General features: G+C 64.2%; 23 protein-coding genes. 9 read left to right on the plus strand and 14 right to left on the minus strand.

The window, feature by feature from the left end; translation table 11 throughout:
• Positions 1 to 21 precede the first annotated feature (21 nt).
• From IG169_RS07590 to IG169_RS07600, 3 genes are all read left to right on the plus strand, one after another.
• A complete protein-coding gene (locus tag IG169_RS07590) occupies positions 22 to 747 on the plus strand; it encodes an SDR family NAD(P)-dependent oxidoreductase (RefSeq protein WP_193175694.1) in 726 nt (241 codons plus the stop codon).
• Between the two features lie 142 nt (positions 748 to 889).
• The gene (locus IG169_RS07595) at positions 890 to 2,608 is read left to right on the plus strand and encodes a sulfotransferase (RefSeq protein ID WP_193175577.1); all 1,719 of its coding nucleotides are present in this window, start codon (positions 890 to 892) and stop codon (positions 2,606 to 2,608) included.
• A 97-nt stretch (positions 2,609 to 2,705) separates the two neighbouring features.
• Entirely contained in the window at positions 2,706 to 4,952 is a 2,247-nt protein-coding gene (locus IG169_RS07600; protein ID WP_246717230.1) for an AMP-binding protein, read from the plus strand.
• Between the two features lie 3 nt (positions 4,953 to 4,955).
• On the opposite strand, the gene pssA is transcribed toward IG169_RS07600, so the two are convergent.
• Both pssA and IG169_RS07610 read right to left on the minus strand, forming a co-directional pair.
• The gene (gene pssA, locus IG169_RS07605) at positions 4,956 to 5,795 is read right to left on the minus strand and encodes a CDP-diacylglycerol--serine O-phosphatidyltransferase (RefSeq protein WP_193175696.1); all 840 of its coding nucleotides are present in this window, start codon (positions 5,793 to 5,795) and stop codon (positions 4,956 to 4,958) included.
• A 14-nt stretch (positions 5,796 to 5,809) separates the two neighbouring features.
• On the minus strand, positions 5,810 to 6,508 hold the full coding sequence (locus tag IG169_RS07610; RefSeq protein ID WP_193175578.1) for a phosphatidylserine decarboxylase: 699 nt from the start codon (positions 6,506 to 6,508) through the stop codon (positions 5,810 to 5,812).
• 135 nt (positions 6,509 to 6,643) lie between these two features.
• Between IG169_RS07610 and IG169_RS07615 the strand changes: the two genes are divergently transcribed.
• Together IG169_RS07615 and IG169_RS07620 are read left to right on the plus strand one after the other, a co-directional pair.
• Entirely contained in the window at positions 6,644 to 7,120 is a 477-nt protein-coding gene (locus IG169_RS07615; protein ID WP_193175579.1) for a hemerythrin domain-containing protein, read from the plus strand.
• A gap of 56 nt (positions 7,121 to 7,176) precedes the next feature.
• Positions 7,177 to 7,602 (plus strand): hypothetical protein, encoded by a 426-nt coding sequence (locus IG169_RS07620; RefSeq protein WP_193175580.1) that lies wholly within the window; start codon positions 7,177 to 7,179, stop codon positions 7,600 to 7,602.
• Here IG169_RS07620 and IG169_RS07625 read toward each other — a convergent pair.
• The 3 genes from IG169_RS07625 to IG169_RS07635 all read right to left on the minus strand — a co-directional run bounded on the left by IG169_RS07625 (position 7,599) and on the right by IG169_RS07635 (position 11,456).
• Positions 7,599 to 9,575 (minus strand): ABCB family ABC transporter ATP-binding protein/permease, encoded by a 1,977-nt coding sequence (locus IG169_RS07625; RefSeq protein WP_246717231.1) that lies wholly within the window; start codon positions 9,573 to 9,575, stop codon positions 7,599 to 7,601. The genes IG169_RS07620 and IG169_RS07625 overlap by 4 nt on opposite strands.
• A 12-nt stretch (positions 9,576 to 9,587) precedes the next feature.
• Complete coding sequence (locus IG169_RS07630; RefSeq protein ID WP_246717234.1) at positions 9,588 to 9,899, minus strand: ArsR/SmtB family transcription factor; 312 nt, start codon at positions 9,897 to 9,899, stop codon at positions 9,588 to 9,590.
• Positions 9,900 to 9,989: 90 nt separating this feature from the next.
• A complete protein-coding gene (locus IG169_RS07635) occupies positions 9,990 to 11,456 on the minus strand; it encodes a LysM peptidoglycan-binding domain-containing protein (protein ID WP_193175582.1) in 1,467 nt (488 codons plus the stop codon).
• A 139-nt stretch (positions 11,457 to 11,595) separates the two neighbouring features.
• On the opposite strand from IG169_RS07635, the gene IG169_RS07640 reads away from it, so the two are divergent.
• From IG169_RS07640 to IG169_RS07655, 4 genes are all read left to right on the plus strand, one after another.
• Positions 11,596 to 12,201: an LOG family protein gene (locus tag IG169_RS07640; protein ID WP_193175583.1), complete on the plus strand. Its 606-nt coding sequence runs from the start codon at positions 11,596 to 11,598 to the stop codon at positions 12,199 to 12,201.
• 19 nt (positions 12,202 to 12,220) lie between these two features.
• Positions 12,221 to 13,198 (plus strand): CorA family divalent cation transporter, encoded by a 978-nt coding sequence (locus tag IG169_RS07645; RefSeq protein ID WP_193175584.1) that lies wholly within the window; start codon positions 12,221 to 12,223, stop codon positions 13,196 to 13,198.
• 157 nt (positions 13,199 to 13,355) lie between these two features.
• On the plus strand, positions 13,356 to 14,354 hold the full coding sequence (locus IG169_RS07650) for a helix-turn-helix domain-containing protein (protein WP_193175585.1): 999 nt from the start codon (positions 13,356 to 13,358) through the stop codon (positions 14,352 to 14,354).
• Between the two features lie 158 nt (positions 14,355 to 14,512).
• On the plus strand, positions 14,513 to 17,701 hold the full coding sequence (locus tag IG169_RS07655) for an autotransporter outer membrane beta-barrel domain-containing protein (protein ID WP_193175586.1): 3,189 nt from the start codon (positions 14,513 to 14,515) through the stop codon (positions 17,699 to 17,701).
• On the opposite strand, the gene rarD is transcribed toward IG169_RS07655, so the two are convergent.
• From rarD to IG169_RS07700, 9 genes are all read right to left on the minus strand, one after another.
• On the minus strand, positions 17,698 to 18,609 hold the full coding sequence (gene rarD, locus IG169_RS07660) for an EamA family transporter RarD (protein ID WP_193175587.1): 912 nt from the start codon (positions 18,607 to 18,609) through the stop codon (positions 17,698 to 17,700). The genes IG169_RS07655 and rarD overlap by 4 nt on opposite strands.
• A 78-nt stretch (positions 18,610 to 18,687) precedes the next feature.
• Entirely contained in the window at positions 18,688 to 20,307 is a 1,620-nt protein-coding gene (gene cimA / locus IG169_RS07665) for a citramalate synthase (protein ID WP_193175588.1), read from the minus strand.
• A 34-nt stretch (positions 20,308 to 20,341) separates the two neighbouring features.
• Positions 20,342 to 21,292, minus strand: coding sequence for a prolyl aminopeptidase (gene pip / locus IG169_RS07670; protein ID WP_193175589.1), 951 nt, complete (start codon positions 21,290 to 21,292; stop codon positions 20,342 to 20,344).
• Between the two features lie 145 nt (positions 21,293 to 21,437).
• Positions 21,438 to 21,821 carry a VOC family protein gene (locus IG169_RS07675; RefSeq protein ID WP_193175590.1) on the minus strand — a complete coding sequence of 128 codons (384 nt, stop codon included), beginning with the start codon at positions 21,819 to 21,821 and terminating at the stop codon, positions 21,438 to 21,440.
• 77 nt (positions 21,822 to 21,898) lie between these two features.
• Positions 21,899 to 22,360, minus strand: coding sequence for a GFA family protein (locus IG169_RS07680; protein WP_193175591.1), 462 nt, complete (start codon positions 22,358 to 22,360; stop codon positions 21,899 to 21,901).
• Positions 22,353 to 22,910, minus strand: a complete 558-nt coding sequence (locus IG169_RS07685; RefSeq protein ID WP_193175592.1) for a GFA family protein — start codon at positions 22,908 to 22,910, stop codon at positions 22,353 to 22,355. The genes IG169_RS07680 and IG169_RS07685 overlap by 8 nt, the downstream gene beginning before the upstream one ends.
• The gene (locus IG169_RS07690) at positions 22,897 to 23,217 is read right to left on the minus strand and encodes an endonuclease domain-containing protein (protein ID WP_246717235.1); all 321 of its coding nucleotides are present in this window, start codon (positions 23,215 to 23,217) and stop codon (positions 22,897 to 22,899) included. Before IG169_RS07690 ends, IG169_RS07685 begins: the two co-directional genes overlap by 14 nt.
• A 142-nt stretch (positions 23,218 to 23,359) precedes the next feature.
• Complete coding sequence (locus IG169_RS07695) at positions 23,360 to 23,827, minus strand: GFA family protein (protein WP_193175594.1); 468 nt, start codon at positions 23,825 to 23,827, stop codon at positions 23,360 to 23,362.
• Positions 23,828 to 23,969: 142 nt separating this feature from the next.
• A complete protein-coding gene (locus tag IG169_RS07700; RefSeq protein WP_193175595.1) occupies positions 23,970 to 24,662 on the minus strand; it encodes a hypothetical protein in 693 nt (230 codons plus the stop codon).
• Positions 24,663 to 24,771 lie beyond the last annotated feature (109 nt).

Consider the following 24,771-nt stretch of genomic DNA (forward strand, 5'->3'; position numbering starts at 1 on the left):
AAAAAGAGCCTTTCGATGGACATGACACCCGACCTTTCCGGCCGCCTCGCTCTCGTGACCGGCGCATCGCGCGGCATCGGCCGCGAGATCGCCCTGCAGATGGCCGGGCTTGGCGCGCACGTCATCGCGGTGGCGCGCACCGCCGGCGCACTCGAGGAACTCGACGACGACATTCGTGCCAAGGGCGGCCAGGCAACGCTCGTGCCGCTCGACCTGACGGATTTCGACGGTATCGACCGGCTCGGCGGCGCCATCAACGACCGCTGGGGCAAGCTCGATATCCTCGTCGCCAATGCCGCCATTCTCGGCCCGATCTCGCCGATCGGCCACGTTCAGGCCAAGGCGTTCGAACAGGTGATGACGATAAACGTCACCGCGACATGGCGGATGATCCGCACGACCGATCCGCTCTTGCGCAAGTCGGATGCCGGCCGTGCGATCCTGATGTCGTCGGGCGTGGCGCGCAACCACCGGGCGTTCTGGGGTCCCTATTCCGCATCAAAGGCGGCGGTCGAGGCGCTGGCGGGCACCTGGGCCGCCGAGGCCGTGAATTCGCCGCTGCGGGTCAACAGCGTCGAGCCGGGCGCGACGCGCACACGCATGCGCGCCCAGGCAATGCCGGGCGAAAACCCGGAAACGCTCCCCTCCGCCGAAGACGTGGCAGCCAAGATCGTTCCGCTGGCAGGGCCAGATATCACGGAGACCGGCAAGCTGTGGAAGGTCCGCACCCTCGAATGGTGTGACTGAGCGGCCACGCTCCGAAATTATGCAATTCAGATAATGAATTTTGCGCCATTAATCGCAATTTTGTGATCGCACGGGCATTGACGTTTTATACTATGGAATGAAAAGCTTGTTCTGGGAGGGGCCTCTTTTTTTGGAGTTCCCGGTGAATCGGTACGAGAAACGCAAGCGCGCAAAACTTACCAAAGTCACTGCCAGAAAAACCGGAACACCTATCGATCCGCATCTCGACCAGCTTCGCAAAGCCGTCGGCTTCATGCGGGCAGGTCGCCTCTCGGACGCGGAAGCTGCCTGCAACGAAATCCTTGCCCAGGACGCCGGTCACTCGGAAGCCAATCACATGGTTGGTGTCATGTACCTGCAGCGCGGCAATCCTGCCCGGGCAGCCGCGGCGCTTGAAAAGGCGGTTCGCGGCAATCCCGAAAACGGCGTGGCGCAGGCGAATTTCGGCTCCGCCCTTTCAGCGACTGGCAGGACGAACGAGGCGGCCGAAGCCTTTCACGCCGCAATACGGCTCAATCCCGGCGCCATCGAGGCTTATAACAATCTCGCCCAGCTCGAAATGCGGCGCAATAATACGGACGAGGCGTTGCGCCTTTACCGGTCCGCGCTCGAGATCAGTCCCAGAAATACCCAGTTGCATGCCAACACGGCGAATGCGCTGCTCGCGGTCGGCCAGGTCGAGCAGGCCACTCGCCACTACAAGCAGGCACTGGCTTCGCAGCCAAATCTCACGGAGGCGCATTACGGCTTGGCACAGGCACTTCGCGACATCGGCGACATAGACCGCGCCAAGGAACATTACGATACCGCGATGCGGCTCGATCCGGATCACGCAAACGCCATGTTGTCCTTCTCCATGATCGCGGATACTGCGACCGAGACGCAGCAAGACCGTATGCGCATGGCCTATAAGCGGTCGCAGAAGGAGAGCGAGCAAAGAATGCTCCTGAGCTTCGCGCTCGGCAAGATCGAGGACCTGAACGAGGATTTCGGCGCGGCGTTCGACTACTATCAGGAAGGCAACGCGATCCGCAGCCGGCAACTGCAATATTCCATCGAGCAAACCCGGGCAGAGTTCCAGCAGCTCATATCGGTGTTCAACAAACGCTTTTTCGCCGAACGCAGCGGTTTCGGCGATCCCGACGACCGCCCGATCTTCATTCTCGGCATGCCGCGTTCGGGCACGACGCTGGTGGAACAGATACTGGCGAGCCATTCGCAAATTACCGGCACGGGCGAACTGGCGCATTTTCCGCGATCCGTATTCTCCGCGATGAGCCAGATCGATCCACGCGGCTTTCCGTCCGCTGCACCCGACATGACCAAAGCCGATGCGGAACGCATCGCCGACGATTACATGTCGAATGCTCGCCAACGGATCGATGCCGGGCAGTTCCACACCGACAAGCTGCCCGCGAACTTCATGCTCATCGGGATGATCCGGCTCGTTTTCCCGAACGCCCGCATCATCCATTGCACGCGCGATCCGCGCGACACCTGCATCTCGCTGTTCAAGACGTTTTTCCCGTCCGGAGGACACCATTTCAGCTACAACCTGGAGGTCCTGGGAGAATATCACGGCCTGTACGAACGCCTGATGGACCATTGGAAAGGATTGTTCGGCGACGACATCATCGAAGTGAACTACGAGTCGCTGGTCCGCAATCCGGATACCGGAATACGCGGCCTGCTCGACAGGCTCGGACTGGAATTCGAACAGAAATGCCTCGAATTCCACAAAACACGGCGCATCGTGCGCACCGCGAGCGCCGGACAGGTCCGCAAACCCATGTTCACCTCCTCCATCGGAACCTGGGAACGCTACAAGCCATTCATCCCCTGCCTGCGCGAATGCGCATAGGGCCGGTATTCTTTTCCGATTGACCGAAGTCCGCCAGCCGCTATCCTTTTAGCAAAGCGGGCAGAAAGAGCCGCACGGAGAAATCCGGGAGGAGCTTATGGCATTGGTCGTCGCCGCATGCGTGGCCGTTTTGGTCACCGGACTGGTAACCGTCGCCCTGTTGGAAATGAATGCCACTGGCGTCTATTTCCGGCAGGCCCTGTATTTCGCGCCGTTGAAGGTCATCTACCGGATCGACACCCACCGCCTGCGCCGCCCGCGCAGGGCGGATGGCCCGGTGATCTATGCGATTTGCGAGCAGTCGAAGCTCGATCCCGCAATCTACATGGCCCTCCTTCCCGACGACACACTGCATGTCCTCGATCCGGCATCCGCCGGCTCCTGGCTGGTCCAGACCTTCCGGTCGCTCGCCAGATCGGTCGTCTTCGACAAGGAGCACATGATCGCCAACCGGCGGCTCGTGCGCCACCTGAAGGGTAACGGCCGGCTCGCGGTCTATTTCCCCGAGGATGTCGAGCCCGATCCCGTCCGGTTCCGGCTTTATCGCGCCGTGACGCTGCTGGCGCGCAAGTCGAATGCCCGGATCGTTCCGCTGCACCTGAAAAACGGCCGTTTCCTGCCGTCTTCCTTCACGCCCGCCTCCAAGGCGCCGCGCCATCGCTTTCCCGCGCTGAGCGTGCACGCGCTGCCCGCCGAACGCATCGACGCGCTGATCGAAAAAGCCGGACGCAATTTCGTCACGCCCGCCAATGTCCTGTTCGACCGCATGGCGCTGGCGCGTATCGACACGGCCGATCTGTCGCTGGGCCTGTTCCGTGCCTTTGTCGAGGCCGCGAAGACCTACGGACCGGGGCGGACGATCCTCGAGGACGCCGTTACCGGCTCCCTCACCTACAAGCTGATGCTGATCGGCGCCCGCGTACTCGGAAAACGCTTCGTCGCCATGTCGAATCGCGGCGAAACGATGGGTATTCTCCTGCCCAATGCGAACGGGGTGGTGGTGACCTTCCTTGCGCTGCAGACGGCCGGCCGCGTTGCCGCCATGCTCAACTACTCGGCCGGGCCGGCCAATATCGTCTCGGCGATCAACACAGCGAAAATCCGCACGGTACTGTCCTCCCACGCGTTCATCGAGAAGGCCGAACTGCAGCACATCGCCGATGCGATCGAGGCGAACGGCACGAAAATCGTCTGGCTGGAAGACTTACGCGAAACGGTGACGACGCTGGAGAAGCTCTCCGCCGCGCTGCAATGGAAACGCCCGCTGGTGCCGGTCGACGCAGAGGATCCGGCGGTGATCCTGTTCACTTCCGGCTCGGAAGGCACGCCGAAGGGCGTCGTGCTGTCGCACCGCAACATTCACGTCAACGCGGCGCAGGCGGAATCGCGGTTCTCCATCTCCGTTGAGGATACGCTTTTCAATGTCCTGCCCGTATTTCACTCTTTCGGGCTGACGGGCGGCACCGTGCTGCCGTTGCTCTACGGCGTCCGGCTGTTCCTCTATCCCTCGCCGCTGCATTACAAACTCATTCCGGCGGCCGCCGCCAAAGTGCGCCCGTCGATCATGTTCGGCACCGACACCTTCCTGATGGGATATGCCCGCACGGCCAAGAACACCGACTTCGAAAGCCTGCGCTTCGTCGTCGCGGGAGCCGAGGCGGTCAAGCCGCATACGCGCGAACTCTATGCGGAACGCTTCGGCTGCAAGGTGCTGGAGGGCTACGGCCTGACCGAAGCCTCGCCGGTCGTCGCGGCGAACACTTCGACCCATGAACAAGGCGAGTCGGTCGGGAGGCTATTCCCGGGGATCTCTATCCGGCTGGAACCGGTGGAAGGCATCGATGAAGGCGGACGGCTGTGGATCAAGGGACCGAACGTCATGCTGGGCTACATGAAGGCCGACCGTCCCGGCGAACTGCAGCCGCTTTCCGACGGCTGGCACGATTCCGGCGATATCGTCGCCATCGACCGCGACGGCTTCATCGCCGTGCGCGGAAGAGCCAAGCGCTTCGCCAAGATCGCGGGCGAGATGGTATCGCTCGGCGCAGTGGAAATGCTCGTTCAGGCCCTGTGGCCGGAAGACCACCATGCGGCCGTCTCGGTGCCCGACCGGCGCAAGGGCGAGCGTATCGTCCTCGCCACGACGAAAGCGCATCCCGACAAGAAGGAAATCGTCGAATACGGCAAGCGCAGCGGCGCCACCGAACTGATGGTTCCCTCCGAAATCGTCCCCTTCCCCGACATTCCGGTGCTCGGCTCCGGCAAGACGGACTACGAGACGACCAGGAAATGGGTCGAGAAGAAGCTCGGGATCAAGGACAAGAAGGACAAGGAAGCGGCCTGAGGGTCAGTCGCCGTTGCTGCGCGCCGCAGCCGCGTGCGCGGCGGCCTGCCTGCGCCACATGCGCAGGCTGAACGGCAGGAAGAAAAGATATCCCAGCACAGACAGCGTCAGCGTCTCCCATGTGAAGGTCGCGAACATAGCGACATAGAACACGACGCCGAGAATCAGCGGCATGACGGCAACCCGCGGAATGCGGGCGCCAAGCGACTTGCCGGACCAGACCGGGAGGTTCGACACCAGCAGGAACGCCACCGCAACAGTGTAGAAAGAGACGACGGTCGCGTAGTAGAAATCCGGCGCGATGCCGAGGAAGCCGAGATAGACCGGCAGCAGTACCAGAAACGCGCCCGCCGGCGCGGGAACCCCGGTGAAATAGGCACCCTGCCATTGCGGCCGGTCCTTGTTCTCCAGCATCACGTTGAAGCGCGCCAGGCGCAGGCCGCAGGCGATCGCGTAGAGAAGTGCGGCGATCCAGCCGAGCGAACTCGCCTGGTCGAGCACAAAGGCGTAGAGCACGAGCGCCGGTGCGACGCCGAAATTCACGATGTCGGCAAGCGAATCCATCTGGGCGCCGAATTTCGACGTGCCCTTGACGAGGCGCGCGACACGGCCGTCCACACCGTCGAGGAAAGCCGCCAGCAGAACCATGTAGACGGCGTCGTCGAAGCGCAGTTCGTAGGCCAGCCGTACGCCCGTCATGCCGGCGCAAATAGCGAGCACAGTGATGATGTTGGGCAGAACGACGCGCAGCGGAATGTCACGCAAGCGCTTGTTGTTGTTATTCGGCAAATCCCCGTTTTCGCCCGGACCATGGGGCTCGAAAGGAGGAAACGGACCTTCGATCTCCATCGGCGACCTCAACTCGTCCGGCTCGGTGCCGTTGCGGCATCGGCGCGATAATCGGCAATGACGGTCTCTCCCGCGACGGCCGTCTGACCGAGCGCGACACGCGGCACGGCGCCCTCGGGCAGATAAAGGTCGACGCGCGAGCCGAAGCGGATCAGGCCGAAACGCTCGCCGGCGGTCAATTCATCACCGGTCTTCGACCAGCACAGGATGCGCCGCGCGACGAGACCGGCAACCTGCACGACGCCGACCGGTCCGTGCGGGCTGTCGATGACGAGGCCGTTGCGCTCGTTTTCGGTGCTCGCCTTGTCGAGGTCGGCGTTGAGGAACTTGCCGGGCCGGTAGGCGATTTCCGTCACTTCGCCGCGGACCGGGGCGCGATTGATGTGCACCGAGAAGACATCCATGAAGATCGAGATGCGGGTACGCGGTTCGTCGCCGAGCCCGAGTTCCTGCGGCGGGGCCGCGGGGCCGACCGCCGAAACCTTGCCGTCGGCCGGGCTGATCACGAGGTCGTCGTCGAGCGGCGTCACGCGTGGCGGATCGCGGAAGAAATAGGCGCACCACGCGGTCAGTGCGACGCCGACATAGAACAGCGGATCCCACAGCCATCCGAGCAGAATGGCACCGGCGGCAAAGGCGGCGACGAACGGCCATCCCTCGCGATGAACGGGCACCATTGTGTTCCTGATCGTATCGGCAAGGCTCAAGCCGCATCTCCTTCGACGGTTAGGGTGAACCATCTATGCCGTTGACCGCGGCGTTGCAATGCGTGGCGTGCGATCACGTGCAACCAAGCGCCCTGCAAAGCGTTGACAAGTCGTCATCGAAAGGAGGTCACCGCCATGACGACGATCTACGAGGAAATCCGCGAGGACCATGCGAAACACCGCGACCTGCTGGACAGGCTCGCCGGGACGCATGGCGACAGCGAGGAGCGCGAAAAGCTCTGGAACGCGTTTTATTACGACGTGAAGGCGCATGCGGCCGCGGAGGAAGAAACCTTCTACGCCAAGCTGATGGAAAAGCCGGGCGCACAGGACGACGCCCGCCATTCGGTGTCCGAGCACAAGGAAATGGACAACATCATGGAAGAGCTGAATTCCATGGGCTTCGACAATTCCGGCTGGCTGACGCGATTCAAGACTCTGAAGCACGACTACGAGCACCACATGGACGAGGAGGAAGAGGAGATCTTCGCCAAGGCGCGCGAGGTCCTGAAGGACGACCTGGACAGCCGTCATGCAGAGAATTTCCGGTCCCGCAAGGCGGCAGAGCGCAATCTCGTCAACGAGAAAGCGGAGGCGAGCCTCGAGGAATAATCGCCGCGGATCCTTTCCCGCTTCCGAATAGATGCGCGGTGTGCTTCACTCCGCGCATGCTGATACTCGCCAAGATCATCCATTTCCTGTGCTTCAGCGTCGGTATCGGCGGCGGCGCCGCCGCGGCGCTGATCGGCATCCGGGCGAAAGGCGCGCCGCGCGACGCCGTGCCGGTGCTGCGCGGCGTGCAGAAGACGCTGGGACGCATCGCCTTCGGCGCGATCGTGTTGTTGTGGTTGACCGGCGTCTACATGATCTATGCCGACAAGGGCGGCTGGGCCGGGCTCGGCACCGCCTTCTGGCTGAAGATGCTCGCCGTCGTCGTGCTGACGGCGGCCTCGCTGACCGCGCAATATTTCACGCTAACCGCGTCGCGTCGCGATCCCGCCAGGATGGGGCCGGTCATGGCGAAAATCGGCATGACGGCGACAGGATCGGCCGTCGCGGCCCTGATCCTAGCGATCGCGGCATTCAGCGGCTAGGACCCGCTGGTAAATCCGCGCGCGCTACCGTCACGCGCCGTTGACGCACTGACGCCGCTATCGGTCTCGGCAAGCGCGGGGCTGGCTTCAGGATCCCACGGGCGCTTGCGCACGATGACGCCCATTTCGTCGGTTTCCTGGGCTTCGCGAAGCTTCTTCTCCGCCTCGATGGCCTCCGACTGGCGCGCCCACATAGACGCGTAAAGACCGTCCATCATCGCCATCAGCGAGGCATGGGTGCCCCGCTCGGCGATCAGGCCGTCACGCAGCACGATAATCTCGTCACAGCCGATCACCGTCGACAGGCGGTGAGCGATGACCAGCGTCGTGCGGCCCTTGGAGACGAAGTCGAGCGCCTGCTGGATTTCCTGCTCGGTCGCCGTGTCGAGCGCCGACGTCGCTTCGTCGAGCACCTGGATCGGCGGCGCCTTGAGGATCGTGCGGGCGATGGCGACGCGCTGCTTTTCGCCGCCGGACAGCTTCAGTCCGCGTTCGCCGACCATGGTTTCGAAGCCTTCCGGCAATGAGCGGATGAAATCGCCGATCTGCGCCATCTCGGCCGCCTTCTCGACTTCCTTGTCGGTCGCATCCGGGCGCCCGTAGCGTATGTTGTAGCGGATGGTGTCGTTGAACAGCACCGTATCCTGCGGCACCATTCCGATCACCGCGCGCACCGATTTCTGCGTCACGTCGCGGACATCCTGCCCGTCGATGGTGATCGCGCCCTGCTGCACGTCATAGAAGCGGTAAAGCAGCCGCGAAATCGTGGATTTGCCCGCGCCGGACGGGCCGACGATCGCCACCGACTTGCCGGCCGGGACCTCGAAGCTGATCCCCTTTAGGATCTGGCGCTGCGGATCGTAGGCGAAATGCACGTCGTCGAACTTCACCGTCCCGTCACTCACCACGAGATCTGCCGCGCCGGGCTTGTCCTTCACCTCCTCATCAACGTCGAGAAGGTCGAACATCTGCTCGATATCGGTCAGGCCCTGGCGGATTTCGCGATAGATGAAGCCGATGAAATTGAGCGGGATGGAAAGCTGCATCAGCATGGCGTTGATGAAAACGAAATCGCCGATCGTCTGCTCGCCGACCTGAACCGCACGCGCCGACATGCCCATCATGATCAGCATGCCGATACCGAAGATGACGCCCTGCCCGAAGTTAAGCCAGCCGAGCGACGTCCAGACGCGAGTCGCGGCCCGCTCGTATCCCGCCATCGACTCGTCGAAGCGGCGGGATTCCATTTCCTCGTTGCCGAAATATTTCACCGTCTCGAAGTTCAGCAGCGAGTCGACGGCCTTGGTGTTGGCATCCGTGTCGGAATTATTCATGTCGCGGCGAATCTGGATGCGCCAGTCGCTCGCCCGGATGGTGAACCACGCATAGAGGTAGATCGTCACGCCGGTTACCGCGACATACTGCCAGCCATAGGTGAAACCGAAAATGACGGCGGTCAGCGCGAATTCGATGATCGTCGGCGCGGTATTGAGGATCGTGAAGCGCACGATCGTCTCGATACCCTTGGTGCCGCGCTCGATGATGCGCGACAGCCCGCCAGTGCGGCGCTCCAGGTGAAAGCGCAGCGACAGATTGTGCATGTGCACGAAGGTCCGGTAGGCGAGCTGGCGCACCGCGTGCTGGCCGACGCTGGCAAACAGCGCGTCGCGCAGCTGGTTCAGGCCCTGCTGGATGATGCGGAAAACGTTGTAGGCAACGACAAGCATGACCGGCGCCAGAAGCGCGGCCGGAATCCACTCTGCCGCGGTCAACTTGCCGTCGAGCGCGTTTGTCGCCCATTTGAAGGCATACGGCACCAGCATCAGGACGAATTTCGCGGAGACCAGGAAAAACGTCGCATAGACGACACGCATCTTCAGGTCGGGCCGCTCGGCCGGCCACATATAGGGCCAGAGATTCCGGATGGTTTGCAGCGTGGATCCGCGGTCCGCGGAAACGGTCTTGTTAGCCAAGGATAATTCCAATCAGTTTTTTTCCGGCGCGCAGCAGCCTTCGGCGCAGCACCGGTCGACAATAGTGTTCAGTTCGCGCGAAACGCTGCGCAGCGCCTCGCGGTTCAGCCGATAGGTCGAACGCGGCATGTTGCGCTCGTGACTGATCAGGCCCGCTTCGAGCAGGACCTTGAGGTGTTGCGACACGGTCGACTGCGCCAGCGGCAGGCTGTCGACGACGTCGCGGCAGGCGCATCCCTCGTTACGCGAAAGATGGTTCAGGATCGCGAGCCGGGCGGGATGCGACAGGGCGGCGAGCCGTTCAGCGATTTTCTCCGTCGGCATTGCGCGCCTCTTCATCGTTCATCGGCGATATACGATGATCTTGTTCCAATCGCAATGCATGCACGGAAATAATTTCCTGCGGCTCACGCGTCAGCCGCCGGATTTTTCCGGAAGCGCGAAGATCTGACCCGGCCAGATCATGTCGGGATCCTTGATCTGGTCCTGATTGGCCAGATAAATCGTCGTATAGCGGATCCCCTTGCCGTAGATCCGGCGCGAGATATGCCACAGCGTATCGCCCCGCCGGATGATCACGGAGGAATTCGTGCGCCGCAGATGGCCGGTCACAGTGATCCCTTCGGGCACTTTCGGAGGCCCATCCGGCAAGGCTGTCGCCGACCCGGGAACCGACGATGCCGCGCTTTGCTGCCCCTCGCCCGCCGTTCCGCCTGACGTGCCCGACGACGCAGGCGGCGTTTCGCCCGAAACCGGCGTATCGCTGGCGACGGCGGCCAGATGCTCGCCCTCGCTGCGCGTGAAGGGCACGGCGGCGCGTGCGACCACGTCGCCGGTCGCGGGATCGATCACATCGGCACGGATGATGTAATCGCCGACCGGCAGATCTCGCTTGACCTCGACCAGGAAGCGGCCGTTGGGGCCGGCGGTCGTGTCGCCGAGCAGAATCTCGTTGGCATAGACGCGGACCTGCGCGCCGGGTTTGGCGGCGCCGGCGACGAAGATCGTTCCGGCGTCGATTTCGACGGCCTCGATGCGGATGTCCGCGGGCTTCTCGCCGGCTTCCCCGGGCGTTTTCGCGGCATCCGTCGCCGGAGCGGACGCGACCTCGGTTTCCCCCGAAGCGGCCGAGGCCGGCTGTTCGGCGGACTGGCCCGCCTGCGCTTCCGCGTTCCCGCCGGGTTCCTCCGGCTTCGGCACATTGATCAGCCGCGACGCTTCACCCGGTTGCTCGACGAGCGCGAGAAGTTCGCCCTCATGGCCCTTTTCCGGGACGGAAATGATCGCTGTTTCCTTCGACATCGCGACATCGCCATTGGCTTCGGTCGACCGCAGCACCAGTTCGTAATCGCCCGGCGCAAGCGGCGTATCAAGCACGGCGACGAAATCGCCGTTCGAAGCGGCATGCGCACTGGCGATCTTCTTGGTGCCGGAAAGGATTTCGATGTCGGCGTTGGCGCCGGCCTGCCCGGCGATCACGGTCGATCCATCGGGCTCGACACGCAGAAGGCCGAAGCTCGGTATGGTGACAGGCGGGACCTGCGAGGCTTCGACGGCGCGGTTCTCCGGAACCGAAGCCATTTCCTGGGCCGGCGCTTCCCCTTCGGCGGCGGGCGTCTGCGCAGCGGGTTCCGTTGCCGTCGGCCGGGCTTCCGTCGACGTCGTTGCCGCGGACTCATCCGTGCCGGTTCCGGGGGCGGCAGCCTGCTGCTGCGCGGAAGCGGCGGTCTCGCCACCGGCGGGCTGAGTTTCGGTCACAGCCGGGCCGGTATCCTTTCCGAGCCAGTCATTGATGCGGTTGGAGACGCCCGGCGCGCTCGCGATGCCAACGATCGCTACGACGGCAACGAATACCCAAACCGCAATTTTGTTCTTGTTCATGAAAAGCCACCCTTATTGTCAGGTCTTTCATAGCACCGGCGGGTCAATGGGCTCAACAACCCTTGTCAAGCCCCTGGCGCGGGAGCGTCGCTTTTGCACACAACTCTTGACGGAGTTTACCGGCATGGCAAAAGGAGGCATGACAACGAATCCTCTCACCTCCATTTGCGTCTATTGCGGCTCGTCTCCGGGCAACGATCCCGACTATCTCGATTCCGGCCGGATTCTCGGCCGCGCGATCGGCGAAGCCGGGCTGCGCCTCGTCTATGGCGGCGGCACCAAGGGCATCATGGGCGCGGTTGCCGATGGCACGATAGAAGCCGGCGGCAAGGTGATCGGCATCATCCCACGCTTCCTGATGAACAAGGAAGCCACCGAAAAGGCGCTCGGCGTGCTCGACGAACTCGTCGTCACCGAGGACATGCATGAGCGAAAGCACCGCATGTTCGAGGAAGCGGACGCCTTCGTGACGCTTCCCGGCGGCATCGGGACGCTGGAAGAGGTCATCGAGATCATGACCTGGGCGCAGCTCGGCCGGCATACCAAGCCGATCGTGCTCGCAAACATCAACGGCTTCTGGGATCCGCTGTCGATGCTGATCGACCACATGCGCGACGCAGGCTTCATCCACACCGGCCACCGCGTGCAACCGCTCGTCGTCAATTCGGCGCAGGAAATCGTGCCCGCCATCCTCGCCGCCCGCGAACATGGCGAAGGCGACGAAAAAATCATCGAGCGGATGTAATCGCGGAAGCGAGGGTTCAATGTCCGCCGACAAGATGACCCTCTCCCTGGACGAGTTCGACGCCGCCGGGCTGCTTTACGAATATTCCATCGGCGCAGACGGCTTTCGCTCGGCCGACCGCACAGACGCCACATGGGAATGGATCGGCTTCGCCCTGACCGACGCGCGCGCGCGCTCCTACATCAACGCGATGAAGCAACTGCCAGACGACGTGCGGGACTGCTTGCTCGACCAAGACGAGCATGTCTTCGTCGAACACGAACATGGCTGGGTATTCGGTGCGCTTCCCGACATCCGGCATATGCATTACTCGGATGCTCCCGACCTCGGCGTTTTCCGGTTCGCTTATGACGGGACATTGCTGATCACCGCCCGCCGGCGGCCGCTCCAGACGATCGACGACATTCGCGGAGAAATGGAGGCGCGCAAACGCGCCTTTGTCACACCGGGCGCGGTCATCGACGCGGTGATCACGCGCCTTCTGGAATTCCTTGCTTCCCAGATGACCCGACTCTTCCACGAGGTCGATTCGATCGAGGACAGGATCATCGGCGACCACTGGGCGGGCGAACGGGAGCGGCTGACGCCTTTGCGGCGGCGCGCCAACGTCATCCACCGGCATCTGTTCATGCTGGCGAGCCTGTTTCGCAACCTTGAATCCAGCCGCACGCAATTACCCGACATCGACAGCGAGGAATTTGCCGAACGCGCCTATGCGCTGCTGCACGACAGCGAGCAATTGCAGGCGCGCGGGCGGCAATTGCAGGAGGAGATCATGGCGCGACTGTCCGAACGCACCAACGCGTTGCTCTACCTGTTGTCCGTGCTGACCGCCGTCCTGATGCCGGCGACGATCATCACCGGCCTTTTCGGCATGAACCTGCAGGGGATTCCGTTCGCGGGAGAGTCGGAAGGCTTCTGGCTCGCCGTCCTCCTGTCGGGATGCGCCTCGGCGGCGATCCTGCTCTTCGTACGCCGGATGGGCGGCCGCGACTAGCATTGCTGCGAACGCGAGACCATTTCGGTCTCCGCTCGTATGCCGGCGCCGAAATCAACCAAAAATTGCAGGGCTTTCCGTCTCCGGCCGATACTCTCTATGCTGGGCCGGAGCCCGGCAAGTCATTTGACGATACCGGGACCACAAGCGGGGAGCCATGACAACGGATCGGGCAAGCGGCGCCTTTGCCGCAGAGGGCAACAGCGACGACGCCCAACCGAGCTTCCGGTCGGTCGTTGCCGAGGACGCCAGCGTTCAGGCCAGACTGCAGTTCTGGGTTCCGATGGAATGCTACCAGCTCACCAACGGCGACCGGGTCGGGCGAATGGACATCCTCGACCTTGGCGCCCAGCGGCTCGTGCGCGAGCACCAGCACGCGACGGTGCAGAAACTCGGGATCATGCCCAAAGGCCTGTGCACCATCTCGCTGTCGCGCATCCCCACCGTCCGCTTCTCCGAGATCCTCGAGAACAACGATCAATCGGTGTTCTTCCTGCCGGAAAACACCGAATTCGACGTCCATGTTCCCTCCGGAATCGAAACCGCCTATGTCAGTTTCAATCAGGACGATTTCCTGCGGGCCGCCCGGATACTCGATCCCGGCGGCTGGGAAACGGCGCCACGACAGCTGACCTGGGTGCAAACATCGCAGAAGGTGGCCCTGTGGGCGGCCATCGACCAGTGGTTCCGGATCGCCGGCAGCCAGACCGGAAACGTGCCGCAAGCGGAGGCGTTGCGAACAGCCCTGTTCGAGACCGTGCTTCAGGTTGCCACCGCCTTGCCGCCGAATTGCGGGCGCGATGCCTCCTCGTCAACCCGCCGCCGGGCCACGCGTATCGCTCGATCGGCGAGCGCCTTCATCGAAGGGCACCTCGAGGAAGGCCATCTGCCCAGCATCATCGAGATCTGCCGCGAACTCGACGTCTCGGAGCGCACGCTTCAATACGCCTTTCTCGATTATGCGGGCCTGCCGCCGACAGCCTATCTGCGGCGGGTGCGGCTCAATCGCGCTCGCGAGGCGCTGCGCAAGGCGCACGCGCAAACGACGACCGTCACCGAAACCGCAATGCGGTTCGGTTTCCTGCATCTCGGCCGCTTCGCCCGGGACTACAAAATGTTCTTTGGCGAATCCCCGTCGGCGACCCTCGCCTCCTGACGCGCATGCAAATCCGTCGCACCCGCCGCCTTTGCGGAAAACGGATAGCGCGCCGCCCCCACAACCCTATGGTGTGGCCGGCCGGATCATACCCGGCGTGAATTCTTTATAGGGGAAGAAAAGCCACGGCCGCCGCGGTTCGCGGGCTTTCATGACACATGACACACGTTGGTTTTCTCGCTCGCGGGCGCCGTTGCCGATATTCGACCCGGCGGCGCGCAATTCTCCTTTCGGCAACCGCGCTCGCGGGCGGTTTCTTCCTGACGGCGGCGCTGGCCGACGAGATCATCGACGGCACGGACGAGACCGTGATCGGCACGGGCGGCGGCACGCTGGCCAGTCCGCTGGCCGTCACGGGCTCCCTTCAGGTAGGCGCCACCGGCACGGGCACGCTTTCGATTTCCGCCGGCGGCACTGTGACGAGCAGCACCGCATATTTTGGCGTTAGCGAAACAGGCAAAGGGACGGTCACCGTCACCGGTGCGAGTTCCGCGTTGACCGTCCGCTATGACCTCTCCGTCGGGTTCACCGGCGATGGTACGCTGACGATTTCCAACGGCGGCGCGGTCAACACGATGGACACCGGACATGTGGGCAATGTCGATACCGCAACAGGAACGGTCACCGTCACCGGCGCGGGTTCGATCTGGACAACCGGCAACGCCCTCGTGGTCGGAGGCTCCGGCGAGGGCACGCTGACGATTTCCGACGGCGGCACGGTCAACACGACCGGCATCGGATATGTGAGCGCCGTTGCGGGCAGCAATGGAACAGTCGACGTCACCGGCACGGACTCCACGTGGACAGTCAACGGCCCGCTTTACGTCGGATATGCCGGTGATGGCACACTGACGATTTCGGATGGCGGCGCGGTGAGCGCCGGCGCCACGGTGACCATCGCAGGCAATTCCGGCGCGACCGGCACGCTGAACATCGGCGCGGCCTCGGCCGATGCGGCCATCGCCGCCGGAACGCTCGACGCCGATACGGTCTCCTTCGGTGCAGGCACCGGTGTCATCGTCTTCAACCACACGGACACGGACTACGTCTTCGCCGCCGACGTCAGCGGCGCCGGATCAGTCGATGTGCTGTCCGGCACGACGATTCTGACCGGCGGCAACACCCATACCGGCGGCACGACGATTTCCGGCGGCACGCTGCAGATCGGCGACGGCGGCACCACGGGCAGCCTGACCGGCGATGTCACGAACAACAGCGTCCTGATCTTCAACCGCTCCGACGCCTCGTCCTATGGCGGTGTCATCTCCGGTGCGGGCACGCTCACCAAGTCCGGCGCCGGCACCCTTATCTTGACGGGAACCAGCAGCCATACCGGCGGCACGACGATTTCCGGCGGCACGTTGCAAATCGGCGACGGCGGAACCGCGGGCAGCTTGTCGGGAAACGTCGCCAACAACGCCGCGCTGATCTTCAATCGCAACGATGCGATCGGTTATGGCAGTGTCATCTCCGGAACCGGCTCTGTCACCCAATCCGGGGCCGGCACGCTTGTCCTGACCGGCGCCAACACCTATTCCGGCGGCACGACCGTATCCGGGGGCACGCTTCAGGCGGGGAGCGCCAGTGCGTTCGCCGCCAATACCGGTTTCACTGTCAATGGCGGCACGCTCGACCTCCACGGCTTCGACCTGACAGCCTCGTCGCTCTCCGGCACCGGCGGAATCGTCGATCTGGGCAGCGCGGAACTGATCGTGGCGCAATCTGCCAACACCGGCTATTCCGGCACGATTTCGGGCACGGGCAGCCTCGCCAAATCCGGCGCCGGCACCCTGACCCTGACCGGCGCCAACACCTATACCGGCGGTACGACGATCACCGCCGGAACGCTGGCCGTCAACGGCAGCACAGGCGACGTTCTGCTCGATAGCGGCACGCTCGGAGGCTCTGGTACAGTCGGTTCCGTGACAGCGAATTCCGGCGCCACCGTCGCGCCGGGCAATTCCATCGGCACGCTGACCGTGTCCGGCGACGCCGACTTCGCTTCCGGCTCGACATTTGCCGTGGAAGTCGACAGCGCGGGTCACTCCGACCTTTTGCACGCCACCGGCACGGTGACCATCGACAGCGGCGCCACGGTGAGCGTGTCGGCGGAAAACGGCACCGACACGGGTGCGACCTATGCGCCCTTCACCACCTATACGATCCTCACCGCCGATACCGCCGTCACCGGAACCTTCGGCTCTGTCAGTGACAGCTTCGCCTTCCTTGACGCGACGCTCGTCTATGATGCCAACAACGTCACCCTGACGCTCCTGCGCAACGATTTCGATTTCGCTTCGGTTGCTGCGACGCCGAACCAGATCGCGGTCGCCAGTGGCGTCGAGAGCCTCGGTACCGGCAGCGCCGTCTATACTGCCGTACTGGGACTGAACGCGGCGCGGGCCCGCGACGCCTATGACGCGCTGTCCGGCGAGATCCACGCCTCGGCGAACGGCATGTTCATCGACGACAGCCGTTTCGTGCGCGATGCAGCCAACGACCGGCTGCGCGCGGCGTTCGACGACGGCGCCGGCGCATGGGGCACGGCCTATGGCGCATTCGGCAAGCGCGACAGCGATGGCAACGCTTCCGCCTTCGATCGCCATCTCGGCGGCATTTTCGCGGGCCTCGATTGGGCTTTCGGAACCGACTGGCGCGGGGGCTTCGTCACCGGGTTCGGCGCGACTTCCTTCGATGCCGCGGCTTCATCCGGATCTGCCGACAGCTACCACCTCGGCGCCTATGCCGGCAGGCAGAGCGGCGCATTTTCCTACCGGTTCGGCGCGGCCTATGCGCTGCACCGGATCGTCACGAAGCGCGCGGTCTCCATCGGCGCGCTCAGCGAGACGCTTTCCGCCAGCTACAACGCCTCCACGGCGCAAGCCTTCGGCGAGATCGGCCGCGACTTCACGCATGACGGCACCCGCCTTGAGCCCTATGCCGGGCTCGCCCTCGTCCACCAGCATTCGGACGGTTTCAGCGAAATCGGCGGCAGCGCGGCGCTGACGGCGGCCTCGACCTCGCAGACACTGGGCATCACCACGCTCGGGATGCGCGCGGAAACCGATGCGACGGACGCCATCGGCGCCAACGCCAGGCTGCATGGCGGCCTTGCCTGGCGTCACGCCTTTGGCGACGTGACGCCGGAAACATCCATGCGCTTAGCCGGCGGCGGCGCGGCGTTCGGCATCGCCGGCGTGCCGGTTGACCGCGATTCCATGATTGTCGAGGCCGGCATCGATTTCGCCGTTTCGCAGAACGCCGCGCTCTCCCTCGACTTCCATGGCGAGGTCGGCGCCACCGTACGGGGCGGAACGATCAAGGCCAACTTCTCGGCAAAGTTCTAACGGCGGAACAACGAGAGCGTGTAAAGCGCCAGCGCCGACCAGATGAAGATGAAGGCGATCAGCTGCCAGTGCGAGAACGGCTCGCCGAACGCGAACACGGCGGCGAGGAAGATCATCGTCGGCGTCAGATACTGCACGATGCCGATTGTGGTGTAGCGCAGCGCCTTGGCGCCGAAGGCGTAAAGGATCAGCGGCAAGGCCGTCACCGGACCGGCCAGCAGCAGCAGGCCGATATCGCCGATCCCGGTCGGGCCGAAATGGCTTTGACCGTGCGCGGCCAGCCAAGCGATGATCGCGATCGCCGGGATCGACAACAGCGTCACCTCGAGCATGAAGCCCTGGGTCGGGCCGATCGGCAGCGTTTTGCGGAAAAAGCCGTAGAAGCCGAAGGAGAAGGCCAGCACCAGCGACACCCAGGGTAGACCGCCGGCCTTCATCGTCAGGATGGCGACGGCGACGACCGCGCAGGCAATCGCGGTCGCCTGCAGGCGGTTGAAACGCTCGCCGAGGAAGACCGCGCCAAGCACGACATTGACGAGCGGGTTGATGTAATAGCCGAGCGCCGCCTCGACCGTGTGTCCCGCGGCGACCGCCCAGACATAGACGCCCCAGTTGATCGAGATCAGTCCCGCCGTCAGCGCGGCCAGCGCCAGCGTGCGCGGCGAACGGAAGGCGGCGCGCAAATCGGCGGTGCGGCGCAGCGCGATCAGGATGACGCCGGCGACCGGCACCGACCAGATCACGCGGTGCGCGACGACCTCGTAGGCCGGGATATGGGCGACGGCCTTCATGTAGAACGGCAGCCCGCCCCACAGAAGGTAGGCGCCGAGCGCATAGGCGAAGCCTGCGAGCGGTTCGCGTTGCTGCGAATGCGCGGAAGGAGAATTCTTTACAGCAGTTTCGGACATGGCCGGTCACTACACCGGGCACAAATTTCCGGCAAATGGAGGATTGTCACCGCAACAATCGGCGGTGGCGGCGGCCGGTTACTCCGCCGCCGCCAGGCCGGCGTGGCCGCGGTTCTTCAGGAGCTTGAAGGTGATGGAATCCATCAGCGCCTCGAAGGAGGCGTCGATGATGTTTTCCGACACGCCGACCGTCCACCAGCGCATGCCCGACGCGTCGGCGCTCTCGATCAACACGCGCGTCACCGCCTCGGTGCCGCCATTGAGGATACGCACCTTGTAGTCGACGAGTTCCAGGTCTGCGATCTCGGCCTGGTATTTGCCGAGATCCTTCCTGAGCGCCATGTCGAGCGCGTTGACCGGGCCGTTCGCGCTCTCGGCAACCGACATGCGTTCCTCGCCGTCGACGCTCACCTTCACGACCGCCTCGGCGACCGTGATCACCTTGCCGACGGCGTTGTGGCGGCGTTCCACCATCGAGCGGAACGAGACGACCTCGAAGAAGTCCGGCACCTCGCCGAGCGTGCGGCGCGCCAGGAGTTCGAAGCTCGCATCGGCGCCTTCATAGGCGTAGCCCGCCGCCTCGCGTTCCTTGACGATGGAGATCAGCGTGTCGAGACGCGGATCGTCCTTGGCAACGGTGACGCCGCGACGGTTCAATTCGGAGATGAAGTTCGACTTGCCGCCCTGGTCGGAGACCATGATGTGGCGGACATTGCCGACCTTTTCCGGCTCGACATGCTCGTAGGTCGCGGGATCCTTGGCGAGCGCCGAGGCATGAATGCCGGCCTTGGTGGCGAAGGCCGAGAGGCCGACATAGGGCGCCTGCGTGGCCGGGGACCGGTTCAGCAACTCGTCGAACCAGCGCGAGAGCCGCGTCAGGCCTTCCAACCTTTCGGCATCGATGCCGGTCTCGAAACGGCCGGCCCATGCCGGCTTCAGGGACAGCGTGCCGATCAGCGTGACGATGTTGGCGTTGCCGCAGCGCTCGCCGATGCCGTTCAGCGTGCCCTGGACCTGGCGCACGCCGGCGTCGATAGCGGCGAGCGAGTTGGCGACGGCCTGTTCGGTGTCGTTATGGGCATGGATGCCGAGCCGGTCGCCGGGCACGCCCGAGGCGATTACCGTGGAGACAATGTCGCGGACCTCGTGCGGCTGGGTGCCGCCATTGGTATCGCAGAGCACGATCCAGCGCGCGCCCGCGTCGAGCGCCGTCTTCGCGCAGGCGAGCGCGTAATCCGGATTGGCCTTGTAGCCGTCGAAGAAATGCTCGCAGTCGACCAGCGCCTCCTTGCCGGCGGCGACCGTCGCCTCGACCGACTGGCGGATCGATTCGAGGTTTTCCTCATTGGTGCAGCCGAGCGCGACACGGACGTGATAATCCCAGCTCTTGGCGACATAGCAGACCGCGTCCGACTTCGAGGCGTTGAGCGCGGCGACGCCCGGATCGTTGGAGACCGAGACCCCGGCCCGCTTGGTCATGCCGAAGGCGACGAATTTGGCGTCCGCCGTGCGCTTGCGCTCGAAGAAGGCGGTGTCGGTCGGATTGGCGCCGGGATAGCCGCCCTCGACGTAATCGATGCCGAATTCGTCCAGCATCCGGGCGATCGCGATCTTGTCCTCGACCGAAAAGTCGATGCCGGGCGTCTGCTGCCCGTCACGCAATGTCGTGTCGAAGAGATAGATGCGTTCGCGTGTCATGTTCCTACCCGTCGCGGCCCTTTTTCGGGCCTTGTCACTTTTCGGCGAATTTGTCCGTCGCGCGGATCAGCCGGTCGAGGATGCCCGGCTCGGAATAGGCGTGCCCCGCCCCCTCGATCAGATGGAATTCCGCCTGCGGCCACGCCTTGTGCAAGGCCCAGGCGTATTTCGCCGGACAGGGCATATCATAACGCCCATGCACGATGACACCCGGAATTTCGCGCAAACGATGCGCGTCGCGGATCAACTGGCCTTCCTCCAGCCAGCCGGCATGGACGAAATAATGGCATTCGATGCGGGCGAAAGCCTCCGCGAAAGCGTCCTGCGCGAAGTCATTGTCGAGCTGCGGATCGGGCAGAAGCGTGATGACGCCGCCTTCCCAGGTGCTCCAGGCCTTCGCCGCCGCGATGCGGGTGGCGCGGTCGTCGCTCGTCAGGCGGCGGTAATAGGCCGCCATCATCTCGTGGCGCTCGTTTTCGGGAATCGGCGCGACAAAGGCTTCCCACTTGTCCGGAAACATCTCCGAGACGCCGAACTGGTAGAGCCAGTCGAGTTCCGGCTTCGTCAGCGTGTAGACGCCGCGCAGGATCAGCTCGCTGACGCGGCCGGGATGCGTCTCGGCATAGGAGAGCGCCAGCGTCGAGCCCCAGGAGCCGCCGAAGACCTGCCATTTCTCGACACCGGCCATCTCGCGCAGCCGCTCGATGTCGGCGACGAGATGCCAGGTCGTGTTGGCCTCCAACCCCGCATGCGGGGTCGATTGCCCGCAGCCGCGCTGGTCGAACAGCAGGACATCGTAGCGTTCCGGATCGAACAGGGAGCGGTGGCTGGGCGAAATGCCGCCGCCCGGCCCGCCATGCAGGAATACGGCCGGCCTGGCGCCCGGCGTGCCGCAGCGCTCCCAATAGATGGCGTGCCCGTCGCCGACGTCGAGATGGCCGGTCGCATAGGGTTCGATGGCCGGATAAAGCGTGTGCAGGCCCATGGCGCCTCGGGTCCTTCTAGAAAATCCCGGCGTAGTACAGCACGCCGAGGACGACGGCAACGACCAGAACGCCCTTGCCGATCAGGCCGTAAAGCAGCCATTTCGGCATCTGCGTCTGCGGATTGCGCTCGGCCATCGGGCTTTCCTATTCGGGCTTGTGGCAGACGGCCTCGATATTGTGGCCGTCGGGATCGCGCACGAAGGCGCCGTAGTAGTTCTCGTGGTAGTGCGGCCGCAGTCCCGGCGCGCCATTGTCCTCGCCGCCGGCGGCGATCGCGGCGGCATGGAACGCGTCGACATCGGCCCGGCTTTCCGCCGTGAACGCGACGTGGACCGGCGGGGTCTGTTTCTCGCCCTCATGCAGCCAGAAAACCGGCCGCTCGCGACCGTAGCCGCCGACTTTCACGCCGCCGGTGAATTCCGGCGGAACCGTCATCACCAGAGAGGCGCCCAAGGGCGCCAGCGCCCTGTCGTAGAATGCCGTGGCAGCGTCGTAGTCCGTTACGCTGATTCCCATGTGGTCGATCATTTCGAGATCCCCTCTTTTTCGGATTGCAGGATATATCGGCGCCGCAATGCGGGTTCGCCACGCGGCGAAACGTCCCGTCAGGCCGGCGGCCAGACATCGGTGTCGCGATCCGGGTGCTGGTGGCTTTCGATGCCGGCCATGAATTCGGCGACCTCCGAATTGTCGGGCGCGCGGCGCACCGGCAGCGTGTGCAGCGCATCGACATAGGACAGCTTGTCGGCCGGATTGACCTGGATCTCCGGCGGCGCCAGTTCCGGGTCGTCGAGCGAGCCAATGGAGATTTCGACGTCGCCGCCCCAGTCATAGGCGAGCGGCGTGCCGCATTGCGCGCAGAAGCCGCGCCGGACCTTGTTGGACGACTGGAACCAGGACGGCGCGCCGCGCGTCCATTCGAGTCCCTTCGCGGTCACCAGCGGGCCGTAGAACGCGCCGAAGGCCTTCTGGCACATGCGGCAATGGCAGATCGAGGCACGCCCCAGTTCCTCGCAACGGTAGCGGACCGCGCCGCACTGGCAGCCGCCGGCGATTATGTCAGTCATCTGCGTCCTCCCTCGGCCATACATCCGTATCGTGGTCGGGATGCTGGTGGTTGCTGTCCCGGATCGCCCTGATCTCGTCGGCGGAAAAATCGTCCCCGGTCACCTTCTGGCGCGTACCGGCCCATTCGGCGACGAAAGGCAGCCGCGATTCCACCGAATCCTCCGAGACCGGCTTGTAGCGCGCCGGATCGTCGAGGCCGCCGAGGGTGACCAGCAGATGCCCGCTGTCAACCGGATCGAAGAACAGCGGCGTGCCGCAATCGCGGCAGAAGCCGCGCCGGACGATGTCGGAGGAATGGAACCAGCCGGGCTCGCCCCGGGTGACGACGATTTTCTCGCGCGGCGCGCCGGCGAGCGGCATGAAATAGTTACCCGCCGCCTTCTGGCACATGCGGCAGTGGCAGAGATGCGGATTGGTCAGCTCCGTCTCGACGCGATAGCGCACCGCGCCGCACTGGCAGCCGCCGGTGATGGCTCCACTCTCTCTCCCCTCTTGTGGGGGAGATGTCTGCGCCGCAGACAGAGGGGGGTCCTGGCTACGTCCGGTCATCGAATTCCTCCGGGCAGGCTACGGTCACGATATGCTGGCATACATTGTCGATATCCCTGAGAACATCGTCATTCCAGAAGCGCAAGACCGTCCAGCCGTCTGATTCCAGCGTCTTCGTACGCGACAGGTCACGTGCCGCAGTTCCATCGTCCGCATGGTGCGAACCGTCGATCTCAACGATCAGACGACGCGCAGGACAGGCGAAGTCGGCAATGTAGTTGCGGATCGGATATTGGCGGCGAAATCCCAATCCCATCAGCCGATGCGCGCGGAGTTCGTGCCAGAGCTTGCGTTCCGCGTCGGTCATGTTCTTTCGCATGCGCTTCGCGTTGGCGCGATTCAGTGGCGGTACCGGAACGTGCGACTGCGTCATGAGTACCCCCCTCTGTCCCTTCGGGACATCTCCCCCGCAAGGGGGGAGAGTGATGTCCGATCCGCCCAGTTCCCCTTCATTCGTCCGGCCAGACATCCGTGTCACGGTCCGGGTGCTGGTAATTGACCAGCGTCTTCAGGAAATCGACGGCTTCGGCATCCTCGAGCGTGTGGCGCCCGGGGAGCGACGGGATGGAATCGCAGAAGGAAAGCTTGCCCTCGACGCCATAGGCGATCGTCGGCGGGCAGGTTTCGGGATCGTCGAGCGCGACGACCGAAAGCGCCAGCCCGTCGGGCGCCTCGTAGGCGAGCGGCGTGCCGCAGGCCGAGCAGAAGCCGCGCCGCGCGGCGCTGGACGAGCGGAACCATGACGGCGCGCCGCGCGTCCACTCGACGCGGTTGTCGCGTACCGAAACGAGGATCAGGGCGTGGCTCGCCGACGCCTTCTGGCACATCCGGCAATAGCAGACGGACGATTCCCCGGGTGCGCCGTGGATGCGGAACCGCACCGCGCCGCACTGGCAGCCGCCGGACAGTGACGTCATGGGCCGGCCTCCTCTCCATAATTCCTGTTTCCAATCGAATGGATTGGATAGAACGCGCGGTAGGTCAACCGCGAACATACGGTTTCGCCCCGTCTCCTGACAGAAGACAGGCCCCGAAGGCGAATGCCCGCATGGCGAAGGCTCATGGCGGGTCAGGACCGGCCCATGCGTCCAGCGCTAGGAAATGGCACTCGTTCAGCACTTCCGCAATGGCGGTCTTCGGGCGTTTCGCCCATCCGGGCGGCCGGCCCGGACGCATCGGCATCCAGCGCTTCGGACGGCAGGTTTCGAGATGCCGCCTCGCCCGCCAGCGGGCCAGCCGCCGGGCATAGCCGTCCAGATCCTCCAGGGCGTGGCGCAGTGCGGCGATGCGCCGGCAGAGCGCGCGGGCGTCGACCGCTTCGTCCGGCGGGAACGCCGACGCCGCGCATGGAGAGGCATGAGGACCGCCGAGGGCGGCGATCTCCTCCGGCGTCAGCCAGGGCTCGGCGTAACGTTTGAGGGGGTCGAACAGCCGAAATGCCGCGGTCCGGCACGAATCGCCGCCCGAAGGCTCCGGTTTCGCGCCTGCCGGCTTGCCGCAAACGGGCGGAACCTTGCCTTCCCGAACCGCCGGGAGCGCGAAGCCGCGCGTGCAAGCCGCCATCGCGATGAGCCGCCGCGCGGCGAATTCGGCGGGGCGCAGGACGGAAAGAATTCGGATGCGCAGATGACGCGGCAGCGTGTCGACGAAGGGGCGGAGCGAGGTGATCCCGGCGAGCGCATAAAGGCCCGCCACGATGCGTTCGATCGCCTCGAAGTTCCTTTCGATCGCGCTTTCCCAGTCGAACGTCATCCCGTTTCGCCATGTCGCCGGTTTCCATGCCCCGAGGCTAGGACAGCGAGTGACGCGGTGGACAAGTTTCTATTGTAAACCTGCTCGCCGCCATGCCGGCGAGCTGAAT

The organism is Oricola nitratireducens (genome assembly GCF_014904745.1).
GTDB classification, from domain to species: Bacteria; Pseudomonadota; Alphaproteobacteria; order Rhizobiales; family Rhizobiaceae; genus Oricola; species Oricola nitratireducens.

Bases quoted from the DNA above. Each gene is read 5' to 3' on its own strand.
- IG169_RS07590 (WP_193175694.1), top strand. From the start codon at position 22: ATGACACCCGACCTTTCCGGCCGCCTCGCTCTCGTGACCGGCGCATCG.
- IG169_RS07600 (WP_246717230.1), top strand. From the start codon at position 2,706: ATGGCATTGGTCGTCGCCGCATGCGTGGCCGTTTTGGTCACCGGACTG.
- IG169_RS07615 (WP_193175579.1), top strand. From the start codon at position 6,644: ATGACGACGATCTACGAGGAAATCCGCGAGGACCATGCGAAACACCGC.
- IG169_RS07620 (WP_193175580.1), top strand. From the start codon at position 7,177: ATGCTGATACTCGCCAAGATCATCCATTTCCTGTGCTTCAGCGTCGGT.
- IG169_RS07630 (WP_246717234.1), bottom strand. From the start codon at position 9,899: ATGCCGACGGAGAAAATCGCTGAACGGCTCGCCGCCCTGTCGCATCCC.
- IG169_RS07635 (WP_193175582.1), bottom strand. From the start codon at position 11,456: ATGAACAAGAACAAAATTGCGGTTTGGGTATTCGTTGCCGTCGTAGCG.
- IG169_RS07640 (WP_193175583.1), top strand. From the start codon at position 11,596: ATGACAACGAATCCTCTCACCTCCATTTGCGTCTATTGCGGCTCGTCT.
- IG169_RS07645 (WP_193175584.1), top strand. From the start codon at position 12,221: ATGTCCGCCGACAAGATGACCCTCTCCCTGGACGAGTTCGACGCCGCC.
- IG169_RS07650 (WP_193175585.1), top strand. From the start codon at position 13,356: ATGACAACGGATCGGGCAAGCGGCGCCTTTGCCGCAGAGGGCAACAGC.
- IG169_RS07655 (WP_193175586.1), top strand. From the start codon at position 14,513: ATGACACACGTTGGTTTTCTCGCTCGCGGGCGCCGTTGCCGATATTCG.
- rarD (WP_193175587.1), bottom strand. From the start codon at position 18,609: ATGTCCGAAACTGCTGTAAAGAATTCTCCTTCCGCGCATTCGCAGCAA.
- cimA (WP_193175588.1), bottom strand. From the start codon at position 20,307: ATGACACGCGAACGCATCTATCTCTTCGACACGACATTGCGTGACGGG.
- pip (WP_193175589.1), bottom strand. From the start codon at position 21,292: ATGGGCCTGCACACGCTTTATCCGGCCATCGAACCCTATGCGACCGGC.
- IG169_RS07675 (WP_193175590.1), bottom strand. From the start codon at position 21,821: ATGATCGACCACATGGGAATCAGCGTAACGGACTACGACGCTGCCACG.
- IG169_RS07680 (WP_193175591.1), bottom strand. From the start codon at position 22,360: ATGACTGACATAATCGCCGGCGGCTGCCAGTGCGGCGCGGTCCGCTAC.
- IG169_RS07685 (WP_193175592.1), bottom strand. From the start codon at position 22,910: ATGACCGGACGTAGCCAGGACCCCCCTCTGTCTGCGGCGCAGACATCT.
- IG169_RS07690 (WP_246717235.1), bottom strand. From the start codon at position 23,217: ATGACCGACGCGGAACGCAAGCTCTGGCACGAACTCCGCGCGCATCGG.
- IG169_RS07695 (WP_193175594.1), bottom strand. From the start codon at position 23,827: ATGACGTCACTGTCCGGCGGCTGCCAGTGCGGCGCGGTGCGGTTCCGC.
- IG169_RS07700 (WP_193175595.1), bottom strand. From the start codon at position 24,662: ATGACGTTCGACTGGGAAAGCGCGATCGAAAGGAACTTCGAGGCGATC.